The organism is Pseudomonas sp. 8(2025), assembly GCF_052665325.1.
The window spans coordinates 246,358-264,052 of the sequence record NZ_JBQOIE010000010.1 but is presented as its reverse complement, the minus strand read 5'-3'; the positions used below and the strand labels follow the sequence as shown (position 1 = coordinate 264,052).

Below are 17,695 nucleotides of genomic sequence, written 5' to 3'. Positions count from 1 at the left end.
CATGGGCTGCTGGAATCAGACGAGAGGTTTAGGCTCGTGCTGTTCTTCCTCGGCATGCACAGCGTGCTCGACAGCGCGCGGTGCTTGCTCAGCCACAGGGGCCGATTCTTCCACTGCAGGTTCGGCCACTGGCGCCGGTGCAGTCTCTTTGGCTGGCGCAGGGGCGGCCTCGACCACCTCCGGCGCTTCTACCGGAGCCGGCTCGGCGGTCACCACGGCTTCAGCCGGAGCAGCAGCGGCAGCCAGCTCGGCTTCCTTCTGCAGGCGCTCGGCTTCACGCTTGCGGCGACGCACTTCGCGTGGGTCGTTCGGTGCACGGCCATTGCTGGTCAGGGTGCTGACCGGCGCGGCTTCAGCTTCGACAGCGGGTGCAGGCTCTTCGGCCACCACCGGTGCTGCAACCGGAGCCGGCTCTTCAACCTGGGCAGGATGCTGGGCCGCTACAGGCTCTTCAACCACCACTGCTGGCTCGGCAACCGGGGCTGGCGCAGGGGCTTCCTGAACCGGCTCGATGGCCTTTTCTTCAGCCACTGGCGCCTGGGCTACAGGTTCTGCTGCCGGTTGTTCGGCAACCACAGGCTGGGCTTCGGCAGCCACTTCAACCTGAGCCTGCTCTTCAGCCACTGGAGCCACTTCCACTGCAGGAACCACTGGGGCTTCTACCGGCGTGGTGGCTTCAACCACTGGGGCTTCCGGAGCCTTGTCTTCTACAGCGGCAGTCGCACGTTCGGCTTGCTGGTGAGCTTCGGCTTCAGCGTTGGCGCTGATGGCGGTGCTGGCAACCGCGGCAGTTACCGCAAGGCCGGCAGCCAGATCGGCGCTGCTTGGCTCTTCGGCGTTTTCTTCCGAGCCTTCGATCACATTGCCGTTGGCATCACGTTGACGCTCGCGACGGTTGCTGCGACGACGCTGGCCGCGGGAGCGACGACGTGGGCGTTCGCCTTCGGCGTTGTCCTGGCCGTCTTCCTGCAGTTGCTCTTCGTTCGGCAGCGCTTCTTCTTCGCTGGCGGCAGCGGCTTGAGCCTGTTCGGCACGTGGTTGGCGCTCTTCACGTGGCGCACGTGGCTGGCGCTCTTCGCGAGGCTGGCGCGCCGGACGTTCTTCGGCAACAACGGCGGCGGTAGCAGCGGCTGCAGCTGGAGCGGCGTCCAGAGGCTCGCGCAGTTCACGCACGCGTTCTTCACGCTCGCCACGTGGCTTGCGCTCTTCACGCGGGGCGCGTGGCTGGCGTTCTTCGCGCGGTGCACGGGGTGCGCGTTCTTCGCGGGCTACCGCTTGAACTTCTTCACGGGCTTCGCGAACTTCGCGTGGCTGACGCTCTTCCCGTGGTGCGCGTTCTTCTCGCGGAGCACGTTCTTCGCGCGGCTTGCGCTCTTCATCGCGGCGACCGTTACGGTTGCGGCTCTGCTGGCGGCCATTGCGACGCTGTTCTTCGTTGCTGCGAGCAGGGCGCTCGGTCACTGGCTTCTCGACCACGACCGGTGCGGCTGGCTCTTCCTTGGTAGCGAACAGGCTGACCAGGGACTTCACCAGGCCTTTGAACAGGCTTGGTTCGGCCACTGGAGCCGGTGCAGCTACAGGGGCAGCGACGACTTCGGTCGGAACCGGAGCGTTGGCGCGGGCCGGGGCAGTCTTCACTGCCGCTTCCTGGCGAACCAGGGTGCGGGTGGCGGCGGTTGGCTGGACTTCTTCGGCTTCGGCGGCGGCCGCTGCGATTTCGTAGCTGGACTGGTTGGTGTTGGCTTCCGGGCTGTCATCACGCAGGCGCTGAACTTCGAAGTGTGGCGTTTCGAGGTGATCGTTCGGCAGGATGACGATGCGGGCACGGGTGCGCAGTTCGATCTTGGTGATCGAGTTGCGTTTTTCGTTGAGCAGGAAAGCGGCGACCGGAATCGGCACTTGGGCGCGCACTTCGGCGGTGCGGTCTTTCAGGGCTTCTTCTTCGATCAGGCGCAGGATCGCCAGGGACAGCGACTCGACGTCACGGATGATGCCGGTGCCGTTGCAGCGCGGGCAGACGATGCCGCTGCTTTCGCCCAGGGATGGACGCAGGCGCTGACGGGACATTTCCAGCAGGCCGAAGCGCGAGATGCGGCCGATCTGCACGCGGGCGCGGTCGGCTTCCAGGCATTCGCGGACTTTTTCTTCCACGGCACGCTGGTTCTTGGCCGGGGTCATGTCGATGAAGTCGATGACGATCAGGCCGCCGATGTCACGCAGGCGCAGTTGGCGAGCGATTTCTTCCGCTGCTTCCAGGTTGGTCTGCAGGGCGGTTTCTTCGATGTCGCTGCCTTTGGTAGCGCGGGCCGAGTTGATGTCGATGGACACCAGGGCTTCGGTCGGATCGATGACGATGGAGCCGCCGGAAGGCAGTTCGACCACGCGCTGGAAAGCGGTCTCGATCTGGCTTTCGATCTGGAAACGGTTGAACAGCGGCACGCTGTCTTCGTACAGCTTGATCTTGCTGGCGTACTGCGGCATCACCTGGCGAATGAAGGTCAGGGCTTCGTCCTGGGCTTCAACACTGTCGATCAGCACTTCGCCGATGTCCTGGCGCAGGTAGTCGCGGATCGCGCGGATGATCACGTTGCTTTCCTGGTAGATCAGGAATGGCGCGGAACGATCCAGGGACGCTTCCTTGATGGCGGTCCAGAGTTGCAGCAGGTAGTCGAGGTCCCACTGCATCTCTTCGCTGCTGCGGCCCAGGCCGGCAGTGCGCACGATCAGGCCCATGTCGGCGGGTGCCACCAGGCCGTTCAGCGCTTCACGCAGTTCGTTGCGCTCTTCGCCTTCGATGCGGCGGGAGATACCGCCGGCACGCGGGTTGTTCGGCATCAGTACCAGGTAACGGCCGGCGAGGCTGATGAAGGTGGTCAGGGCGGCGCCCTTGTTGCCACGCTCTTCTTTCTCGACCTGGACGATGACTTCCTGGCCTTCGCTCAGGACGTCCTTGATGTTGACGCGGCCTTCGGGGGCTTTCTTGAAGTATTCGCGGGAGATTTCTTTGAGGGGCAGGAAGCCGTGGCGCTCAGAGCCGAAATCGACAAAGGCAGCCTCGAGGCTTGGTTCGATGCGAGTGATGCGGCCTTTATAGATGTTGGCCTTTTTCTGCTCGCGGGCTCCGGACTCGATGTCCAGGTCGTAGAGGCGCTGGCCGTCTACCAGAGCAACACGCAACTCTTCGGGTTGAGTTGCGTTAATCAGCATTCTTTTCATGTAGTACCGTCGGTTTCCGGGCTGCCGGAAACGGCGTTCGGCACACACGACTTCTCACGGTCGGTGTCAGGTGCGTCAGGAGTGGTTGACCACTCGAGTGTCTAGCGAGGTTCGTCCGGGTAACTAAGAACGAAGTCGCGACTTACGCGTCCTGCTTGCTGTGGTGACTAAGGCACCGCTTAAGCAAAAGTCTGTCAGGAGGAGGAATCAACCGGCGACTGTGGACGAGATGAAGCGTCTTGATAAAGCCTAATGCTACACAGTCCGACGGTTGTGCATCTCCACCCTACACGTATCCCTGATAATTCGGGTGCTGCCGCGCGCAGAATCCGCAGCGGGTTGGCATTTACCGTGAACTCCGAAAGGGGAGGTCACGCATCATGGCTAAAGGCGTTGTTTCCGCAACTTTCGCTCGGGATCGTTTGTCGCTGACTGCACTTTGTGAACTGGCCGTTAATCGCTGCGTAAAAGGCGAGTAGTCACTCTGCTTTCTACGGGTTTCAGGCCTCATGTCACCTGCGCTTGTTACAACGCCGAACTCTTCCGTTAGATAGTGAAAACTGCGTAGGACGGCCTTGCGTCCTTATGAATTGCGTTGGTCAGGGCCGGCTGTTTGCCGCTGTTCCTCTGCCCAGCCGCTTTTGGCGGCGTTCGCGACTATAGCAGCAATCATTAAGTGCTTCAAATCCATAAAAAATTGTTATCATTCGCGCCATGACGACTACTGCCCCCTCGACTCCAGGCGTTCAATTGCTTGAGGTCTCGCCGGAATATGCCGGCCAACGTATTGATAACTTCCTTCTCGCCCGGCTCAAAGGCGTGCCCAAGACCTTGATTTACCGCATTTTGCGTAAAGGCGAAGTGCGAGTGAACAAGGGGCGGATCAAGCCCGAGTACAAGCTGCAAGCGGGTGATGTGGTGCGCGTGCCTCCCGTGCGGGTGCCCGAGCGCGATGAGCCGGTGCCGTTGGCTCAAGGGCTGCTGCAGCGCCTGGAAGCCTCGATCGTCTTCGAAGACAAGGCCCTGATTGTGATCAACAAGCCTGCCGGGATTGCCGTGCATGGCGGCAGCGGCTTGAATTTCGGGGTGATCGAAGCCTTTCGTCAGTTGCGCCCGGACGCCAAGGAGCTGGAGCTGGTGCATCGCCTCGATCGGGACACCTCCGGCCTGCTGATGATCGCGAAAAAACGCAGCATGCTGCGTCATCTGCATGCCGCGCTGCGGGGCGATGGCGTGGACAAGCGCTACATGGCGCTGGTCCGTGGCCATTGGGCCACGGCGGTGAAGCAGGTGCGTGCGCCGCTGCTCAAGAGCAACCTGCGCTCCGGCGAGCGCATGGTGGAGGTCAACGAAGAGGGCAAGGAGGCCTTGACCGTGTTCAAGGTGCTGCGCCGCTTCGGTGATTTCGCCACCATGGTCGAGGCCAAGCCGGTGACCGGGCGTACTCACCAGATTCGTGTGCACACCCTGCATGCCGGGCACTGCATTGCCGGTGACAGCAAGTACGGCGATGACGATTTCACTCGCGAGATCCGTGAGCTGGGCGGCAAGCGCCTGTTTCTCCATGCCTATATGTTGACGGTGCCGCTGCCCGATGGCGGCGAGCTGAAATTGCAGGCCCCGGTGGATGAGATGTGGGCCAAGACCGTGGAGCGCCTGAGTGCACCCTGATTACAAACTGCTGATCTTCGACTGGGACGGCACTCTGGCCGATTCCATTGGTCGGATTGTCGAGTCGATGCACGCATCTGCTGATCGTTCCGGCTTTCCTCGCCGCGATGACTACGCCGTCAAGGGCATTATCGGTCTGGGATTGCCAGAGGCGATTCGCACACTGTATCCGGAAATAGATGATGGGCAGTTGGTAGCCTTTCGTCAGCATTATGCGGATCACTACATTGCCCTCGAGGCCGAGCCTTCGCCTCTGTTTGCTGGTGTGGTGCAGTCTCTCGACGCCTTTCGGGATGAGGGATATCAGCTGGCTGTCGCCACCGGCAAGGCCCGGCGAGGGCTGGATCGAGTGTTGAAGGCCCATGGTTGGGAAGGGTATTTCGATATCACCCGGGCGGCCGACGAAACCGCCAGCAAGCCTCATCCGTTGATGCTGGAGGAAATCCTTGCTCATTGCGGGGTTGGGCCGCGGCAGGCTTTGATGGTTGGCGATTCGTCCTTTGATCTGTTGATGGCGCGCAATGCCGGAATGGATTCGGTGGCCGTGAGCTACGGTGCTCAGTCCATCGAGGCCTTGCAGGCATTCGAGCCGCGCTTGTCCATCGACCGTTTTCCTCAATTGCACGCCTGGCTGAGCCAGGGTGCCGATTAAGTTTTTGCTGGGGTAGCAGGCATGACCGACGAATGGAAGGCGCCGAGCAAGGCGGGCGCTGAAGGTGGTGATGATAAAAGCTGGAAACTGCTGGAGAAGACGCTGTTGGCCAGTGTCCAGGAACAGCGTCGCTCGCGGCGCTGGGGCATTTTCTTCAAGCTGTTGACCTTTGTTTATCTGTTCGCGGCGCTGGCGTTGTTCACGCCGCTGATGACCATGGAAAAGAATGCCACTCGTGGCGGTAGCTACACCGCGGTGATCGATGTCACGGGGGTGATTGCCGACAAGGAATCGGCCAGTGCTGACAATATTGTCGGCAGCCTGCGTACTGCGTTCGATGATCCCAAGGTCAAGGGTATTGTGCTGCGTATCAACAGCCCTGGCGGCAGCCCGGTGCAGTCCGGCTACGTCTATGACGAGATCCGTCGTCTGCGGGCTTTGCACAAGGACACCAAGGTCTACGCGGTGATCTCGGATCTCGGGGCGTCGGGTGCTTACTACATCGCCAGCGCTGCTGACGAGATCTATGCGGACAAGGCGAGCCTGGTGGGTTCCATTGGTGTGACGGCGGCCGGCTACGGCTTTGTCGGCACCATGGAGAAGCTGGGGGTTGAGCGTCGCACCTATACCTCGGGCGAGCACAAGTCGTTCCTGGATCCGTTCCAGCCGCAAAAGCCTGAAGAGACCCAGTTCTGGCAGGGCGTGCTGGACACCACTCATCGCCAGTTCATTGCCAGCGTCAAGCAGGGCCGTGGCGATCGCCTGAAGGACAAGGAGCATCCGGAGCTGTTCTCCGGCCTGGTGTGGTCGGGCGAGCAGGCGCTGCAATTGGGGTTGATCGATGGCCTGGGCAATACCAGTTCGGTGGCGCGGGATGTGATTGGCGAGAAAGAGGTGGTGGACTTTACCGTCCAGGAATCGCCATTTGATCGCTTCTCGAAGAAGCTCGGTGCCAGCGTGGCAGAGCAGATCGCCATGTGGATGGGCTTTCAGGGCCCAACCTTGCGCTGATCGGGTGTTGCTCAATAAAAAGCCGGCTTGAGTGCCGGCTTTTTTATGGCGGCTCAGGGTGTCTCTACGCCCTCGGCCAGCAGCATGTCCACGAGGCGGATCAGTGGCAGGCCTATAAGGCTGGTGGCGTCGCTGCCGGCGGTGCTCTGGAACAGGCTGACCCCCAGGCCTTCGGCCTTGAAGCTGCCGGCGCAATCATAGGGCTGTTCGGCGTGCAGGTAGCGTTCGATGCGGGTGCTGTCCAGGGTGCGCATGTTGACCGTGAACGGGACGCAGTCGACCTGGCAGTGGCCGGTCTGGCTGTTGAGCAGGGCCAGGCCGGTGAGGAAGGTCACACTGGCGCCGCTGGCGTCCAGCAGTTGCTGGCGGGCTTTTTCGAAGGTATGGGGTTTGCCGATGATGCGCTCGCCGAGCACCGCGACCTGGTCGGAACCGATGATCAGGTGGGCTGGATGGCTGCTTGCCAGGGCGCGGGCCTTTTCCTCGGCCAGGCGTTTCACCAGGGCCGTGGCAGACTCTCCGGGACGATGGCTTTCGTCGATGTCAGGAGAGCTGCAGGTGAAGGGCAGGCGCAGGCGGGACAGCAATTCCCGGCGGTAGGCCGAGCTTGAGGCGAGTAATAAAGGCAGCATGTGCGTCTCCTGAGGCAGGCCGGGAATTCTAGCGAGGCTTGCAAGTGACGGACAGGGCTGAATTTCCTTTGACATGGCCTGGGGCATCCCTATAATGCTGCGCCTATGTTGAATGACCCGATTCCACCTCACGTTGACCCGCGCAAATTGGCTGACCGTGGCACCACCCTTCAAGGTGAGCTGCTGCTGGCCGATTTGGAGAGACTCTGCGACCCGCTTTCCGACAATGTCGGTACGGTGCAGGCTAAATTCGTTTTCGAGCGTGACGAGCGTAAAGCTGTAGTTATCCACAGCTCCATCGACGTCGAAGTCAAAATGGTTTGCCAGCGTTGTCTTGAGCTGGTCACCCTGCCGATCCACAGTGAGTGCAGTTACGCTGTGGTGAAGGAGGGTGCGAATACCCAGTCGTTGCCGAAAGGTTATGACGTGCTGGAACTGGGCGAAGATCCTTTGGATCTGCAGGCGTTGGTCGAGGAAGAGCTTTTGCTTGCCTTGCCAATCGTGCCTGCTCATCATCCGGAAGAATGCCAGCAGCCGGCGGGGCTCGATGAGCCCGAACCGAGCGAGGACGAGGTAACGCGGTCCAACCCGTTCAGTGTATTGGCGCAGTTAAAGCGTGACCCAAACGTTTAGGAGTTAATCAATTATGGCTGTTCAGCAGAACAAAAAATCCCGCTCTGCCCGTGACATGCGTCGTTCCCACGATGCTCTCGAGGCTAGCACCCTGTCCGTAGAAAAGACCACCGGTGAAGTTCACCTGCGTCACCACGTATCGCCAGAAGGCGTATACCGTGGTCGTAAAGTGATCGACAAGGGCGCTGACGAGTAATCCTTGTCCGCTCAAGTCATCGCGATTGACGCAATGGGCGGGGACTTCGGTCCCCGCAGCATTGTTCAGGCGAGTATTGCTTGTCTGTCTGCTACCCCCTCGCTGCACCTGACCCTGGTTGGTCAACCCTCCCTTCTTGAAGAACTGATTTCCGGTCAAACGGCTGTGGATCGCGCGCGCCTGACGATTACCCCGGCAAGCGAGGTGATCACCATGGACGAAAAGCCTTCCCAGGCCCTGCGGGGCAAGCCGGACTCTTCGATGCGGGTGGCCCTTGAGCTGTTGCGCGATGAGAAGGTCCAGGCCTGCGTCAGTGCCGGTAATACCGGTGCGCTGATGGCGCTGTCGCGTTATGTGCTGAAAACCCTGCCCGGAATCGATCGGCCGGCGATGGTGGCTGCCATCCCTACTCAGCGTGGCTATTGCCAATTGCTGGATCTGGGAGCCAACGTCGATTGCAGTGCCGAGCACCTGTTGCAGTTCGCCATCATGGGCTCGGTTGCGGCGGAAACCCTGGGCATCGTGCGGCCGCGGGTGGCCTTGCTGAATATCGGCACCGAGGACATCAAGGGCAACCAGCAGGTCAAGCTGGCGGCGAGCTTGCTGCAGCAGGCCCGCGGCCTCAACTACATCGGTTTCGTCGAGGGCGATGGGTTGTATCGGGGCGAGGCGGACGTGGTGGTATGCGACGGTTTTGTCGGCAACATCCTGCTCAAGTCCAGCGAGGGGCTGGCGACCATGATCGCCGCTCGTATAGAAGCCTTGTTCAGGCAGAATCTGCTGTCCCGGGCTGTTGGGGCGCTGGCCTTGCCGCTGATGCGCAGGCTGCAGGCGGATCTGGCGCCGGCGCGGCACAACGGTGCGAGTTTCCTCGGCTTGCAGGGGATCGTGGTGAAAAGCCATGGTTCTGCAGGCGTTCAAGGTTTCCAGAGTGCCATTCAGCGGGCGTTGATCGAGATCCAGGAAGACCTGCCGCGCCGCTTGCATGGGCGTCTTGAAGACTTGTTGCTTTAGGCGTTTTCCCTGTGGAGTGCTTAAATGTGACCGCTCAGTTCAATTGGCCATCCAACTGTCAGTTTCTTGCGTCCACCACGGTGTGACGTCAATTCTCCGACGACAAGATCATTAGGGGCTTGTTACATGTCTGCATCCCTCGCATTCGTCTTTCCAGGACAGGGCTCGCAGTCCCTCGGCATGTTGGCCGAGCTGGGCGCGCAGTACCCACTGATCCTCGATACGTTCAAAGAAGCCTCCGATGCTCTGGGCTACGACCTCTGGGCTCTGACCCAGGAAGGTCCTGCAGAGCTGCTCAATCAAACCGACAAGACCCAGCCGGCCATCCTCACCGCGTCCATCGCCCTGTGGCGTGTATGGCTGGCCGAAGGTGGCGCGCGCCCGGCTTTCGTCGCCGGTCACAGCCTGGGTGAATACAGTGCCCTGGTCGCCGCTGGCAGCCTGACCCTGGGTGAAGCGGCCAAGCTGGTCGAGCGTCGTGGCCAGTTGATGCAGGAAGCCGTGCCGGCAGGGCAGGGCGGCATGGCTGCAATTCTCGGCCTGGAAGATGCCGATGTGGTCGCCGCCTGTGCTGAAGCCGCGCAGGGCGAGGTGGTCAGCGCCGTGAACTACAACTCCCCTGGCCAGGTGGTGATCGCCGGGGCCAAGGCGGCTGTGGATCGCGCCATCGAGGGCTGCAAGGCGCGGGGCGCCAAGCGCGCCATGCCGCTGCCGGTCAGCGTGCCTTCCCACTGTGAGCTGATGCGCCCGGCCGCCGAGCGTTTTGCCGAGTCGATCGCTGCGATCAACTGGCAGGCACCGCAGATTCCATTGGTACAGAACGTCAGTGCCGCTGTGGCCGCCGACCTGGACACCCTCAAGCGCGACCTGCTGGAGCAGTTGTACAAGCCGGTGCGTTGGGTCGAGTCGGTCCAGACTCTGGCAGCCAATGGCGCCACCGAGCTGGTCGAGTGCGGCCCGGGCAAGGTCCTGGCCGGCCTCAACAAGCGCTGCGCCGAAGGCGTGTCGACCTCTAACCTGAACACCCCAGATGCTTTCGCTGCCGCCCGTGCAGCGTTGGCCTGAACTAGGAGAAGCTTGCATGAGTCTGCAAGGTAAAGTTGCACTGGTGACCGGCGCCAGCCGTGGTATCGGCCAGGCCATCGCGCTTGAGCTGGGGCGTATGGGCGCCACCGTGGTGGGTACCGCCACGTCCGCTTCGGGTGCCGAGCGCATTGCTGCCACTCTCAAGGAAAATGGCATCCAGGGCACCGGCCTTGAGCTGAACGTTACCAGTGACGAGTCCGTGGCTGCAGTCCTGGCCAGCATCACCGAGCAGTTCGGTGCGCCGGCGATCCTGGTGAACAACGCCGGGATCACTCGCGACAACCTGATGATGCGCATGAAAGATGACGAATGGTACGACGTGGTCGATACCAACCTGAACAGCCTGTATCGCCTGTCCAAGGGCGTTCTGCGTGGCATGACCAAGGCTCGTTGGGGTCGAATTATCAGTATTGGCTCGGTTGTGGGTGCCATGGGCAACGCAGGCCAAGTAAACTACGCGGCCGCCAAGGCCGGTCTCGAAGGTTTCAGCCGTGCCCTGGCCCGTGAAGTGGGTTCGCGGTCTATCACGGTGAACTCGGTTGCTCCAGGTTTTATCGACACCGATATGACCCGCGAACTGCCGGAAGCGCAGCGTGAAGCGCTGCTGACGCAAATTCCGCTGGGTCGTCTGGGCCAGGCTCAAGAGATCGCGCAAGTGGTCGCTTTTCTGGCATCCGACGGTGCGGCATACGTTACTGGGGCTACAATCCCGGTCAACGGCGGGATGTATATGTGAGTCAAATGTGACGGATTGCTTCAAAAAAATGTCATACGAGCTGTCTAAAATCCGTTATAAAGCTGCAATCAATTTATAGGCAGATGGCCAAAGGGTTTGAGGGACAAAGCTTTCAGTTGAAAAGCTGAAAAGCCTTTCTATACACTTACCCACTGGCCAGCTGCCTGAATTTGTCCATTAGGAGTGAAAACAAGGTATGAGCACCATCGAAGAGCGCGTCAAGAAAATCGTTGCTGAGCAACTGGGCGTTAAAGAAGAAGAAGTTGTTAACACCGCTTCCTTCGTTGAAGACCTGGGTGCCGACTCCCTTGACACCGTTGAGCTGGTGATGGCTCTGGAAGAGGAATTCGAGACCGAAATCCCTGACGAAGAAGCTGAAAAGATCACTACCGTTCAAGCAGCTATCGACTACGTTACCAGCCACCAGGCTTAATCGTTTGTAGTCGTCTTTTGCTGTCATGGAAAAACCGCACTGCCGTTACGGCGTGCGGTTTTTTCTTTAGGCCTGATACAAAGTGTCGTCATTAGAAAAAGGAGAGTGCTGTGTCGCGTAGACGCGTCGTAGTCACCGGTATGGGTATGTTGTCGCCACTGGGTACGGATGTGCCAAGCAGCTGGCAGGGCATTCTGGCTGGCCAAAGTGGCATCGGTCTGATCGAACACACCGACCTTTCTGCCTATTCCACCCGTTTTGGCGGCTCGGTAAAGGGCTTCAATGTCGAGGAATACCTGTCGGTCAAAGAGGCCCGCAAACTCGACCTGTTCATTCAATACGGCCTGGCAGCCGGTTTCCAGGCGGTACGCAACGCCGGTCTGGAAGTCACCGATGCCAACCGTGAACGCATCGGCGTGGCCATGGGCTCGGGTATTGGCGGTTTGACCAATATCGAGGAAACCAGCCGCATCCTGCACGATTCCGGCCCACGACGGATTTCTCCGTTCTTCGTGCCTGGCTCGATCATCAACATGATTTCCGGTTTCCTGTCCATCCACTTGGGTGCCCAGGGGCCGAACTACGCCATTTCCACTGCGTGCACCACCGGTACCCACTGCATCGGCATGGCTGCGCGCAACATCGCCTACGGCGAAGCCGACGTGATGATCGCTGGCGGTGCTGAAATGGCTGCCTGTGGCCTGGGCATGGGCGGCTTCGGCGCGTCCCGTGCACTGTCGACCCGCAACGACGAGCCGACCCGCGCCAGCCGTCCCTGGGACAAGGGGCGTGATGGCTTCGTCCTGTCCGACGGCGCCGGCGCCCTGGTTCTGGAAGAGCTGGAGCACGCCAAGGCTCGTGGGGCCACCATCTATGCGGAGCTGATCGGCTTCGGCATGAGCGGTGACGCCTATCACATGACGTCGCCTCCCGCCGATGGTGCCGGTGCTGCGCGCTGCATCGCCAATGCCCTGCGCGACGCCAAGCTCAACGTGGACCAGGTGCAGTACATCAACGCCCATGGTACTTCGACCCCGGCCGGCGACCTGGCCGAGGCCGAAGCGATCAAGAGCGTGTTCGGCGATCACGCCTACAAGCTGGCGGTCAGTTCCACCAAGTCTATGACGGGTCACCTGCTGGGTGCCGCGGGGGCGATCGAGGCGATCTTCAGTGTGCTGGCAATCAACAGCCAGGCCGCGCCGCCCACCATCAACCTGGATGAGCCGGATGAAGGCTGTGACCTCGATTTCGTGCCTCACACCGCGCGCAGCATGGACATCGACGTAGTGCTGTCCAACTCCTTCGGTTTTGGTGGCACCAACGGCTCCCTGGTGTTCCGCCGGTTCTCCGAGTGATGCACAGCTGGGTCGACGGTCAGCCGGCTGACGCACTGTCGCTCAAGGACCGCGGCCTGGCTTACGGTGATGGTCTGTTCGAGACCATTGCCGTCAAATCCGGGCGCCCGCAGCTGCTGGAGCGGCATCTGCAGCGTCTGGCCGAAGGATGCCGGCGCCTGGCGCTGACGGCGGATCAAGCCCTGATCCGCAGTGAGCTGCAGGCTTATGCGGCGGCTTTGGGGGAGGGTGTGCTCAAGCTGATCCTGACCCGGGGCGACAGCCAGCGCGGCTATGCCGCCGATCCTGCAACCGCTGCACGGCGGATTCTCCAGGGCTCCGCATTGCCGGTGTATCCCCTGGCCCATGCCGAGCAAGGCATTCGTCTGTTTCCCTGTACCACGCGCCTGGCCGAGCAGCCGCTGCTGGCCGGTCTCAAGCACCTCAATCGTCTGGAGCAGGTTCTGGCTCGTGCCGAGTGGCGTGATGCCGAGCATGCCGAAGGCTTGATGCGAGATACCTCTGGGCGAGTTATCGAAGGCGTGTTCAGCAACCTGTTCCTGGTCAGCCAGGGGCGGCTGCTGACGGCTGACCTGGGGCGCTGCGGCGTGGCCGGGGTGATGCGCGCTGAAATATTGTTTCAGGCCGAGTCATTGGGCATCCCCGCGCAAGTCGGGGATATCAGTCTCGATCAACTGCAACAGGCTGATGAAGTCTTTGTCTGCAACAGTGTCTATGGCGTCTGGCCAGTGCTTGGCTGTGCCGGGATGAGCTGGTCGGCGGGTGCGCTCACCCGTAAACTGCAGGGCATTACCCGCGCACTACTGGATGCTTGATTCGTGAGACGTAAATTACTGCTCCTGCTGGAAACCGGACTGGTCCTGGCAGGACTGCTGTTGGGTGCGAGTGCCTGGAAACTGTACTCGGCCCTGGAACAACCGCTTAACCTGAGCCAGGAACAGTTGCTCGATGTTCCCGCCGGCTCGACGCCCACCGGCACCTTCAATCGTCTGCAAGCCGAGGGTGTGCTCGATGATGCCTTCTGGCTGCGCCTGTACTGGCGCTTCAATATGGCGGGCCAGCCTCTGCACAGCGGCGAGTACCGCATGACCCCAGGCATGACCGCCGAAGGCCTGATCGGCCTCTGGCAGCGCGGTGAGGTGGTGCAGTACAGCCTGACCCTGGTGGAAGGCTGGAATTTCCGCCAGGTACGCAGCGCCCTGGCCAAGAGCGAAAAATTGCAGCAGACCCTGACGGGGCTCAGCGACAGCCAGGTGATGGAAAAGCTCGGGCATCCCGGGGTTTTCCCTGAAGGGCGTTTCTTCCCTGACACCTATCGTTTCGTTCGGGGCATGACCGACGCCGAGCTCCTGGAAAAAGCCTACGACCGCCTGGACGATGTGCTGGCCAAGGAGTGGAGCAAGCGTGCCGACGATGCGCCTTACAGCGATCCTTATCAGGCGCTGATCATGGCCTCGCTGGTGGAGAAGGAAACCGGCGTACCCCAGGAGCGTGGGCAGATCGCAGGCGTGTTCGTGCGTCGCATGCAGATTGGCATGCTGCTGCAGACCGATCCTACGGTGATCTACGGCCTCGGTGAGCGTTACGCCGGCAAGTTGACCCGGGCTCATCTCAAGGAAGCCACGCCCTATAACACCTACGTGATTGCCGGCCTGCCGCCGACGCCGATCGCCATGGTCGGACGCGAGGCGATCCACGCCGCCCTCAACCCGGTGCCCGGCAAGAGCCTGTATTTTGTCGCGCGGGGCGACGGCAGCCATGTGTTCTCCGATGACCTGGATGCCCACAACAGCGCGGTGCGCGAGTTTCAGCTCAAGCGTCGCGCCGACTACCGTTCCAGCCCGGCCCCAGCCGCCACGCCAGCGGTTCCCGAAGCGGCAGGTCAGGCACCGGAGACGCCTGCATCCCCTGGCCCGGAGACGGCTCCGGCAAGCGCCCCGCAAGCTGCGCCCGAGCCGCCTGCGACTCCTGCCGAGCCTGTGCCCGAGCCCGCGGCGAAAAGCCCGCAATGACATTGATTAAGGACTGCCCGTGACTGGCTTGTTTATTACCCTGGAAGGCCCGGAAGGCGCGGGCAAAAGCACCAATCGCGAGTACCTCGCCGAGCGCCTGCGCGCTGCGGGGATCGAGGTGCTGTTGACCCGTGAGCCTGGTGGCACGCCGCTGGCCGAGCGGATTCGCGATGTACTGCTGACCCCGGTGGAAGAGGTCATGAATGCCGATACCGAGCTGTTGCTGGTGTTCGCCGCGCGTGCCCAGCACCTGGCAACGGTGATTCGCCCGGCCCTGGAGCGCGGTGCGGTGGTGCTGTGCGACCGTTTCACCGACTCCACCTACGCCTACCAGGGCGCGGGCCGCGGCCTGAGCCTTGCGCGCATTGCTGCGCTGGAGGATTTCGTCCAGGGCGAGTTGCGCCCCGACCTGACCCTGGTCTTCGACCTGCCGGTGGATGTCGGCCTGGCGCGAGCCAGTGCCCGTGGCCGGCTGGATCGCTTCGAGCAGGAAGGCCAGGCCTTCTTCCAGAAGGTTCGCGAAGCCTTCCTGGCCCGCGCCGCAGCGGCGCCGCAGCGTTATGTGCTGGTGGATGCGGCGCAGCCCCTGGCCCAGGTCCAGCAGTCCCTGGACAGCTTGTTGCCGCAATTGCTGGAGCGCGCCCGTGGCTGAAGTCTTCCCCTGGCAGGACAGCCTCTGGCAGCAATTGGCGGGGCGTACCCAGCATGCCCATGCCTACCTGTTGCATGGCCCAGCGGGTATCGGCAAGCGGGCCCTGGCCGAGCGGCTGATGGCGCGCTTGCTGTGCCAGCGCCCGGAAGGCCTGGACGCCTGTGGTCAATGCAAGTCCTGCCTGTTGCTGCTGGCCGGCAGCCACCCGGACAACTACGTGCTGGAGCCGGAGGAAGCGGACAAGGCGATCAAGGTCGACCAGGTCCGCGAACTGGTGAGCTTCGTGGTCCAGACCGCCCAGTTGGGGGGGCGCAAGGTGGTGCTGATCGAGCCGGTGGAGTCGATGAATATCAACGCCGCCAACGCCCTGCTCAAGAGTCTCGAGGAGCCTTCCGGCAACACTGTGCTGTTGCTGGTAAGCCACCAGCCCAGCCGGTTGTTGCCCACGATCAAGAGCCGTTGCGTGCAGCAGGCCTGCCCGCTGCCCAGCGAGGCCATGAGCCTTGAGTGGCTGGCCCAGGCCCTGCCTGATTGCTCCGAGGAGGAGCGGGTGGAGCTCTTGACCCTGGCTGCCGGTTCGCCGCTGGCAGCGGTCAGCCTGCAGGCCCAGGGTGTTCGCGAGCAGCGGGCGCAAGTGGTGGAAGGGGTGAAGAAGCTGCTGAAACAGCAGCAGTCGCCCACGCAACTGGCCGAATCCTGGAGTGCCATTCCCTTGTTGCTGCTGTTCGACTGGTTCTGCGAATGGTCGAACCTGGTCCTGCGCTATCAACTGACCCAGGATGAGCAGGGACTGGGCCTGCAGGACATGCGCAAGGTGCTGCAATACCTGGCGCAGAAGTCCGCCCAGGCCAAGGTGCTGAACATCCAGGACTGGATCCTGGCCCAGCGCCAGAAGGTCCTGAGCAAGGCCAACCTCAACCGCGTGCTGTTGCTGGAAGCCTTGCTGGTGCAGTGGGTGGCCCTGCCTACCCAGAATTGACCCGCAGCGCCTAGACTCAGCGTTGTTTCCGCCCGGGCGCCACAACCCGGGCCTTTCATTGATCGGATGTAGTTGTAGCCTCCTATGCTCGTAGATTCCCATTGCCACCTTGACCGCCTCGACCTCGCCGCTCATGACGGCTCCCTGGATGCCGCGCTGGCTGCCGCCCGCCAGCGGGGGGTAGGGCACTTCCTGTGCATCGGTGTCAGCGCCGACAACGCGGCGGACGTCAAGGCCCTGGCCGATCGTTATGACGATGTCGACTGCTCGGTGGGCGTGCATCCGCTGGATGTGCAGCCCGGCGCAGCGCCGGCCCTGGACTGGCTGCTGGATGAACTGAATCACCCCCGGGTAGTGGCCATTGGCGAGACTGGCCTGGACTATCACTACGAGCCGGAAGCCGCCGAGCTGCAGCAGGAATCCTTCCGCCTGCACCTGCAGGCCGCCCAGCAGACCGGCAAGCCGGTGGTGGTGCACACCCGCGGCGCCCGCGCCGACACCCTGACACTGCTGCGCGAGGCGGCATTGCCCAATGCCGGTGTGCTGCATTGCTTCACCGAAGACTGGGAAATGGCCAAGGCGGCCCTGGACCTGGGTTTCTATATTTCCCTCTCGGGGATTGTCACCTTCCGTAATGCCGATGCCCTGCGGGACGTGGCCCGACAGGTGCCGGCCGACCGCCTGCTGGTGGAGACCGATTCGCCTTACCTGGCGCCGATCCCCTATCGCGGCAAGCCCAACCTGCCGCAGTACGTGCGCGAGGTGGCGGAGTTCCTGGCGATGCTGCGGGGCGAAAGCTATGAAGCCTTTGCCCAGCAGACCACGGCCAACTTCAAGCGTCTGTTCCCCTTGGCGCGGGTCAAGGGCTGAGCCTGGGTCGCACGGTGCACTGGCGCTGAATGGCGGGCAAAAAAAACCCGGGTTCTGGGGGGTGAATCCGGGTTAAGACCATTAGGAGTAAAACTAAGGCACGCGGTCCTTCGGTACCTTGATCGGCGTTTCACTTGGGGGAGATGTCCCGCCGACAGTTGAAGTATTGATCACTATTGCATTCAGTCCAGTTGCCCCTGCTCGTTTTTTAAACAAATTTGGAATACGCGCGCTTCGCTTGAGTTCTCATTTGGGTTGCCTGTATCGCAGTTTTCGACGCGATCGCTGAATATCACCTGATTTTTAGCTGATAAGACTAAAAATAGCCGAATTTTCCTGAAAGTTGCCTACATGATCTGTTGCAGTTTGCTGTACCTGCCCGGCTGGCAGTTATCAACGCCATCGATACTTTCGGATTATTCTTCCGCTCTTCTAGGGCTTCTCTGATGCTGTGGGATGGCAGTTGCATTGGCCCCCCGCTGAGCGACGAATCAGCCGGGCAATGATGGAATTGCGACTTATCGAGGCCTTTGCGTCGCACGCAGGG

Annotated in this window: 17 protein-coding genes; 15 read left to right on the top strand and 2 right to left on the bottom strand. The window is 61.6% G+C overall.

Going from position 1 to position 17,695, the window contains the following annotated elements; translation table 11 throughout:
• Nucleotides 1-15: 15 nt before the first annotated feature.
• Complete coding sequence (rne, locus tag ACUXVH_RS20345; RefSeq protein ID WP_445495735.1) at nucleotides 16-3,216, bottom strand: ribonuclease E; 3,201 nt, start codon at nucleotides 3,214-3,216, stop codon at nucleotides 16-18.
• Nucleotides 3,217-3,930: 714 nt separating this feature from the next.
• Between rne and rluC the strand changes: the two genes are divergently transcribed.
• The 3 genes from rluC to sppA are packed head-to-tail and all read left to right on the top strand — an operon-like array spanning nucleotide 3,931 to nucleotide 6,550.
• Complete coding sequence (gene rluC / locus ACUXVH_RS20340) at nucleotides 3,931-4,887, top strand: 23S rRNA pseudouridine(955/2504/2580) synthase RluC (protein WP_011060111.1); 957 nt, start codon at nucleotides 3,931-3,933, stop codon at nucleotides 4,885-4,887.
• Nucleotides 4,877-5,539, top strand: a complete 663-nt coding sequence (locus ACUXVH_RS20335) for an HAD-IA family hydrolase (protein WP_047284721.1) — start codon at nucleotides 4,877-4,879, stop codon at nucleotides 5,537-5,539. The genes rluC and ACUXVH_RS20335 overlap by 11 nt, the downstream gene beginning before the upstream one ends.
• A gap of 21 nt (nucleotides 5,540-5,560) precedes the next feature.
• A complete protein-coding gene (sppA, locus tag ACUXVH_RS20330; RefSeq protein ID WP_011060113.1) occupies nucleotides 5,561-6,550 on the top strand; it encodes a signal peptide peptidase SppA in 990 nt (329 codons plus the stop codon).
• Nucleotides 6,551-6,603: 53 nt separating this feature from the next.
• Here sppA and ACUXVH_RS20325 read toward each other — a convergent pair whose 3' ends face one another.
• Entirely contained in the window at nucleotides 6,604-7,182 is a 579-nt protein-coding gene (locus tag ACUXVH_RS20325) for a Maf family protein (protein ID WP_041116791.1), read from the bottom strand.
• Nucleotides 7,183-7,287: 105 nt separating this feature from the next.
• On the opposite strand from ACUXVH_RS20325, the gene ACUXVH_RS20320 reads away from it, so the two are divergent.
• From ACUXVH_RS20320 to ACUXVH_RS20265, 12 genes are all read left to right on the top strand, one after another.
• Complete coding sequence (locus tag ACUXVH_RS20320) at nucleotides 7,288-7,815, top strand: YceD family protein (RefSeq protein ID WP_011060115.1); 528 nt, start codon at nucleotides 7,288-7,290, stop codon at nucleotides 7,813-7,815.
• Between the two features lie 13 nt (nucleotides 7,816-7,828).
• Nucleotides 7,829-8,011 carry a 50S ribosomal protein L32 gene (gene rpmF / locus ACUXVH_RS20315; RefSeq protein ID WP_003179396.1) on the top strand — a complete coding sequence of 61 codons (183 nt, stop codon included), beginning with the start codon at nucleotides 7,829-7,831 and terminating at the stop codon, nucleotides 8,009-8,011.
• Between the two features lie 3 nt (nucleotides 8,012-8,014).
• On the top strand, nucleotides 8,015-9,025 hold the full coding sequence (gene plsX, locus ACUXVH_RS20310; protein ID WP_072451636.1) for a phosphate acyltransferase PlsX: 1,011 nt from the start codon (nucleotides 8,015-8,017) through the stop codon (nucleotides 9,023-9,025).
• Between the two features lie 126 nt (nucleotides 9,026-9,151).
• A complete protein-coding gene (gene fabD, locus ACUXVH_RS20305; protein WP_011060117.1) occupies nucleotides 9,152-10,090 on the top strand; it encodes an ACP S-malonyltransferase in 939 nt (312 codons plus the stop codon).
• 16 nt (nucleotides 10,091-10,106) lie between these two features.
• Nucleotides 10,107-10,847: a 3-oxoacyl-ACP reductase FabG gene (gene fabG, locus ACUXVH_RS20300; RefSeq protein WP_011060118.1), complete on the top strand. Its 741-nt coding sequence runs from the start codon at nucleotides 10,107-10,109 to the stop codon at nucleotides 10,845-10,847.
• Between the two features lie 196 nt (nucleotides 10,848-11,043).
• Nucleotides 11,044-11,280: an acyl carrier protein gene (acpP, locus tag ACUXVH_RS20295; RefSeq protein WP_003175607.1), complete on the top strand. Its 237-nt coding sequence runs from the start codon at nucleotides 11,044-11,046 to the stop codon at nucleotides 11,278-11,280.
• Between the two features lie 110 nt (nucleotides 11,281-11,390).
• On the top strand, nucleotides 11,391-12,635 hold the full coding sequence (gene fabF, locus ACUXVH_RS20290) for a beta-ketoacyl-ACP synthase II (RefSeq protein WP_011060119.1): 1,245 nt from the start codon (nucleotides 11,391-11,393) through the stop codon (nucleotides 12,633-12,635).
• Nucleotides 12,635-13,450: an aminodeoxychorismate lyase gene (gene pabC, locus ACUXVH_RS20285; protein WP_019092971.1), complete on the top strand. Its 816-nt coding sequence runs from the start codon at nucleotides 12,635-12,637 to the stop codon at nucleotides 13,448-13,450. The genes fabF and pabC overlap by 1 nt, the downstream gene beginning before the upstream one ends.
• A 3-nt stretch (nucleotides 13,451-13,453) precedes the next feature.
• Entirely contained in the window at nucleotides 13,454-14,647 is a 1,194-nt protein-coding gene (gene mltG, locus ACUXVH_RS20280) for an endolytic transglycosylase MltG (protein ID WP_065363421.1), read from the top strand.
• A gap of 19 nt (nucleotides 14,648-14,666) precedes the next feature.
• Nucleotides 14,667-15,299, top strand: coding sequence for a dTMP kinase (gene tmk, locus ACUXVH_RS20275; protein WP_011060122.1), 633 nt, complete (start codon nucleotides 14,667-14,669; stop codon nucleotides 15,297-15,299).
• Nucleotides 15,292-16,278: a DNA polymerase III subunit delta' gene (locus ACUXVH_RS20270; RefSeq protein ID WP_065363422.1), complete on the top strand. Its 987-nt coding sequence runs from the start codon at nucleotides 15,292-15,294 to the stop codon at nucleotides 16,276-16,278. Before tmk ends, ACUXVH_RS20270 begins: the two co-directional genes overlap by 8 nt.
• An 84-nt stretch (nucleotides 16,279-16,362) precedes the next feature.
• On the top strand, nucleotides 16,363-17,148 hold the full coding sequence (locus ACUXVH_RS20265) for a TatD family hydrolase (protein WP_065363423.1): 786 nt from the start codon (nucleotides 16,363-16,365) through the stop codon (nucleotides 17,146-17,148).
• Nucleotides 17,149-17,695: the final 547 nt, after the last annotated feature.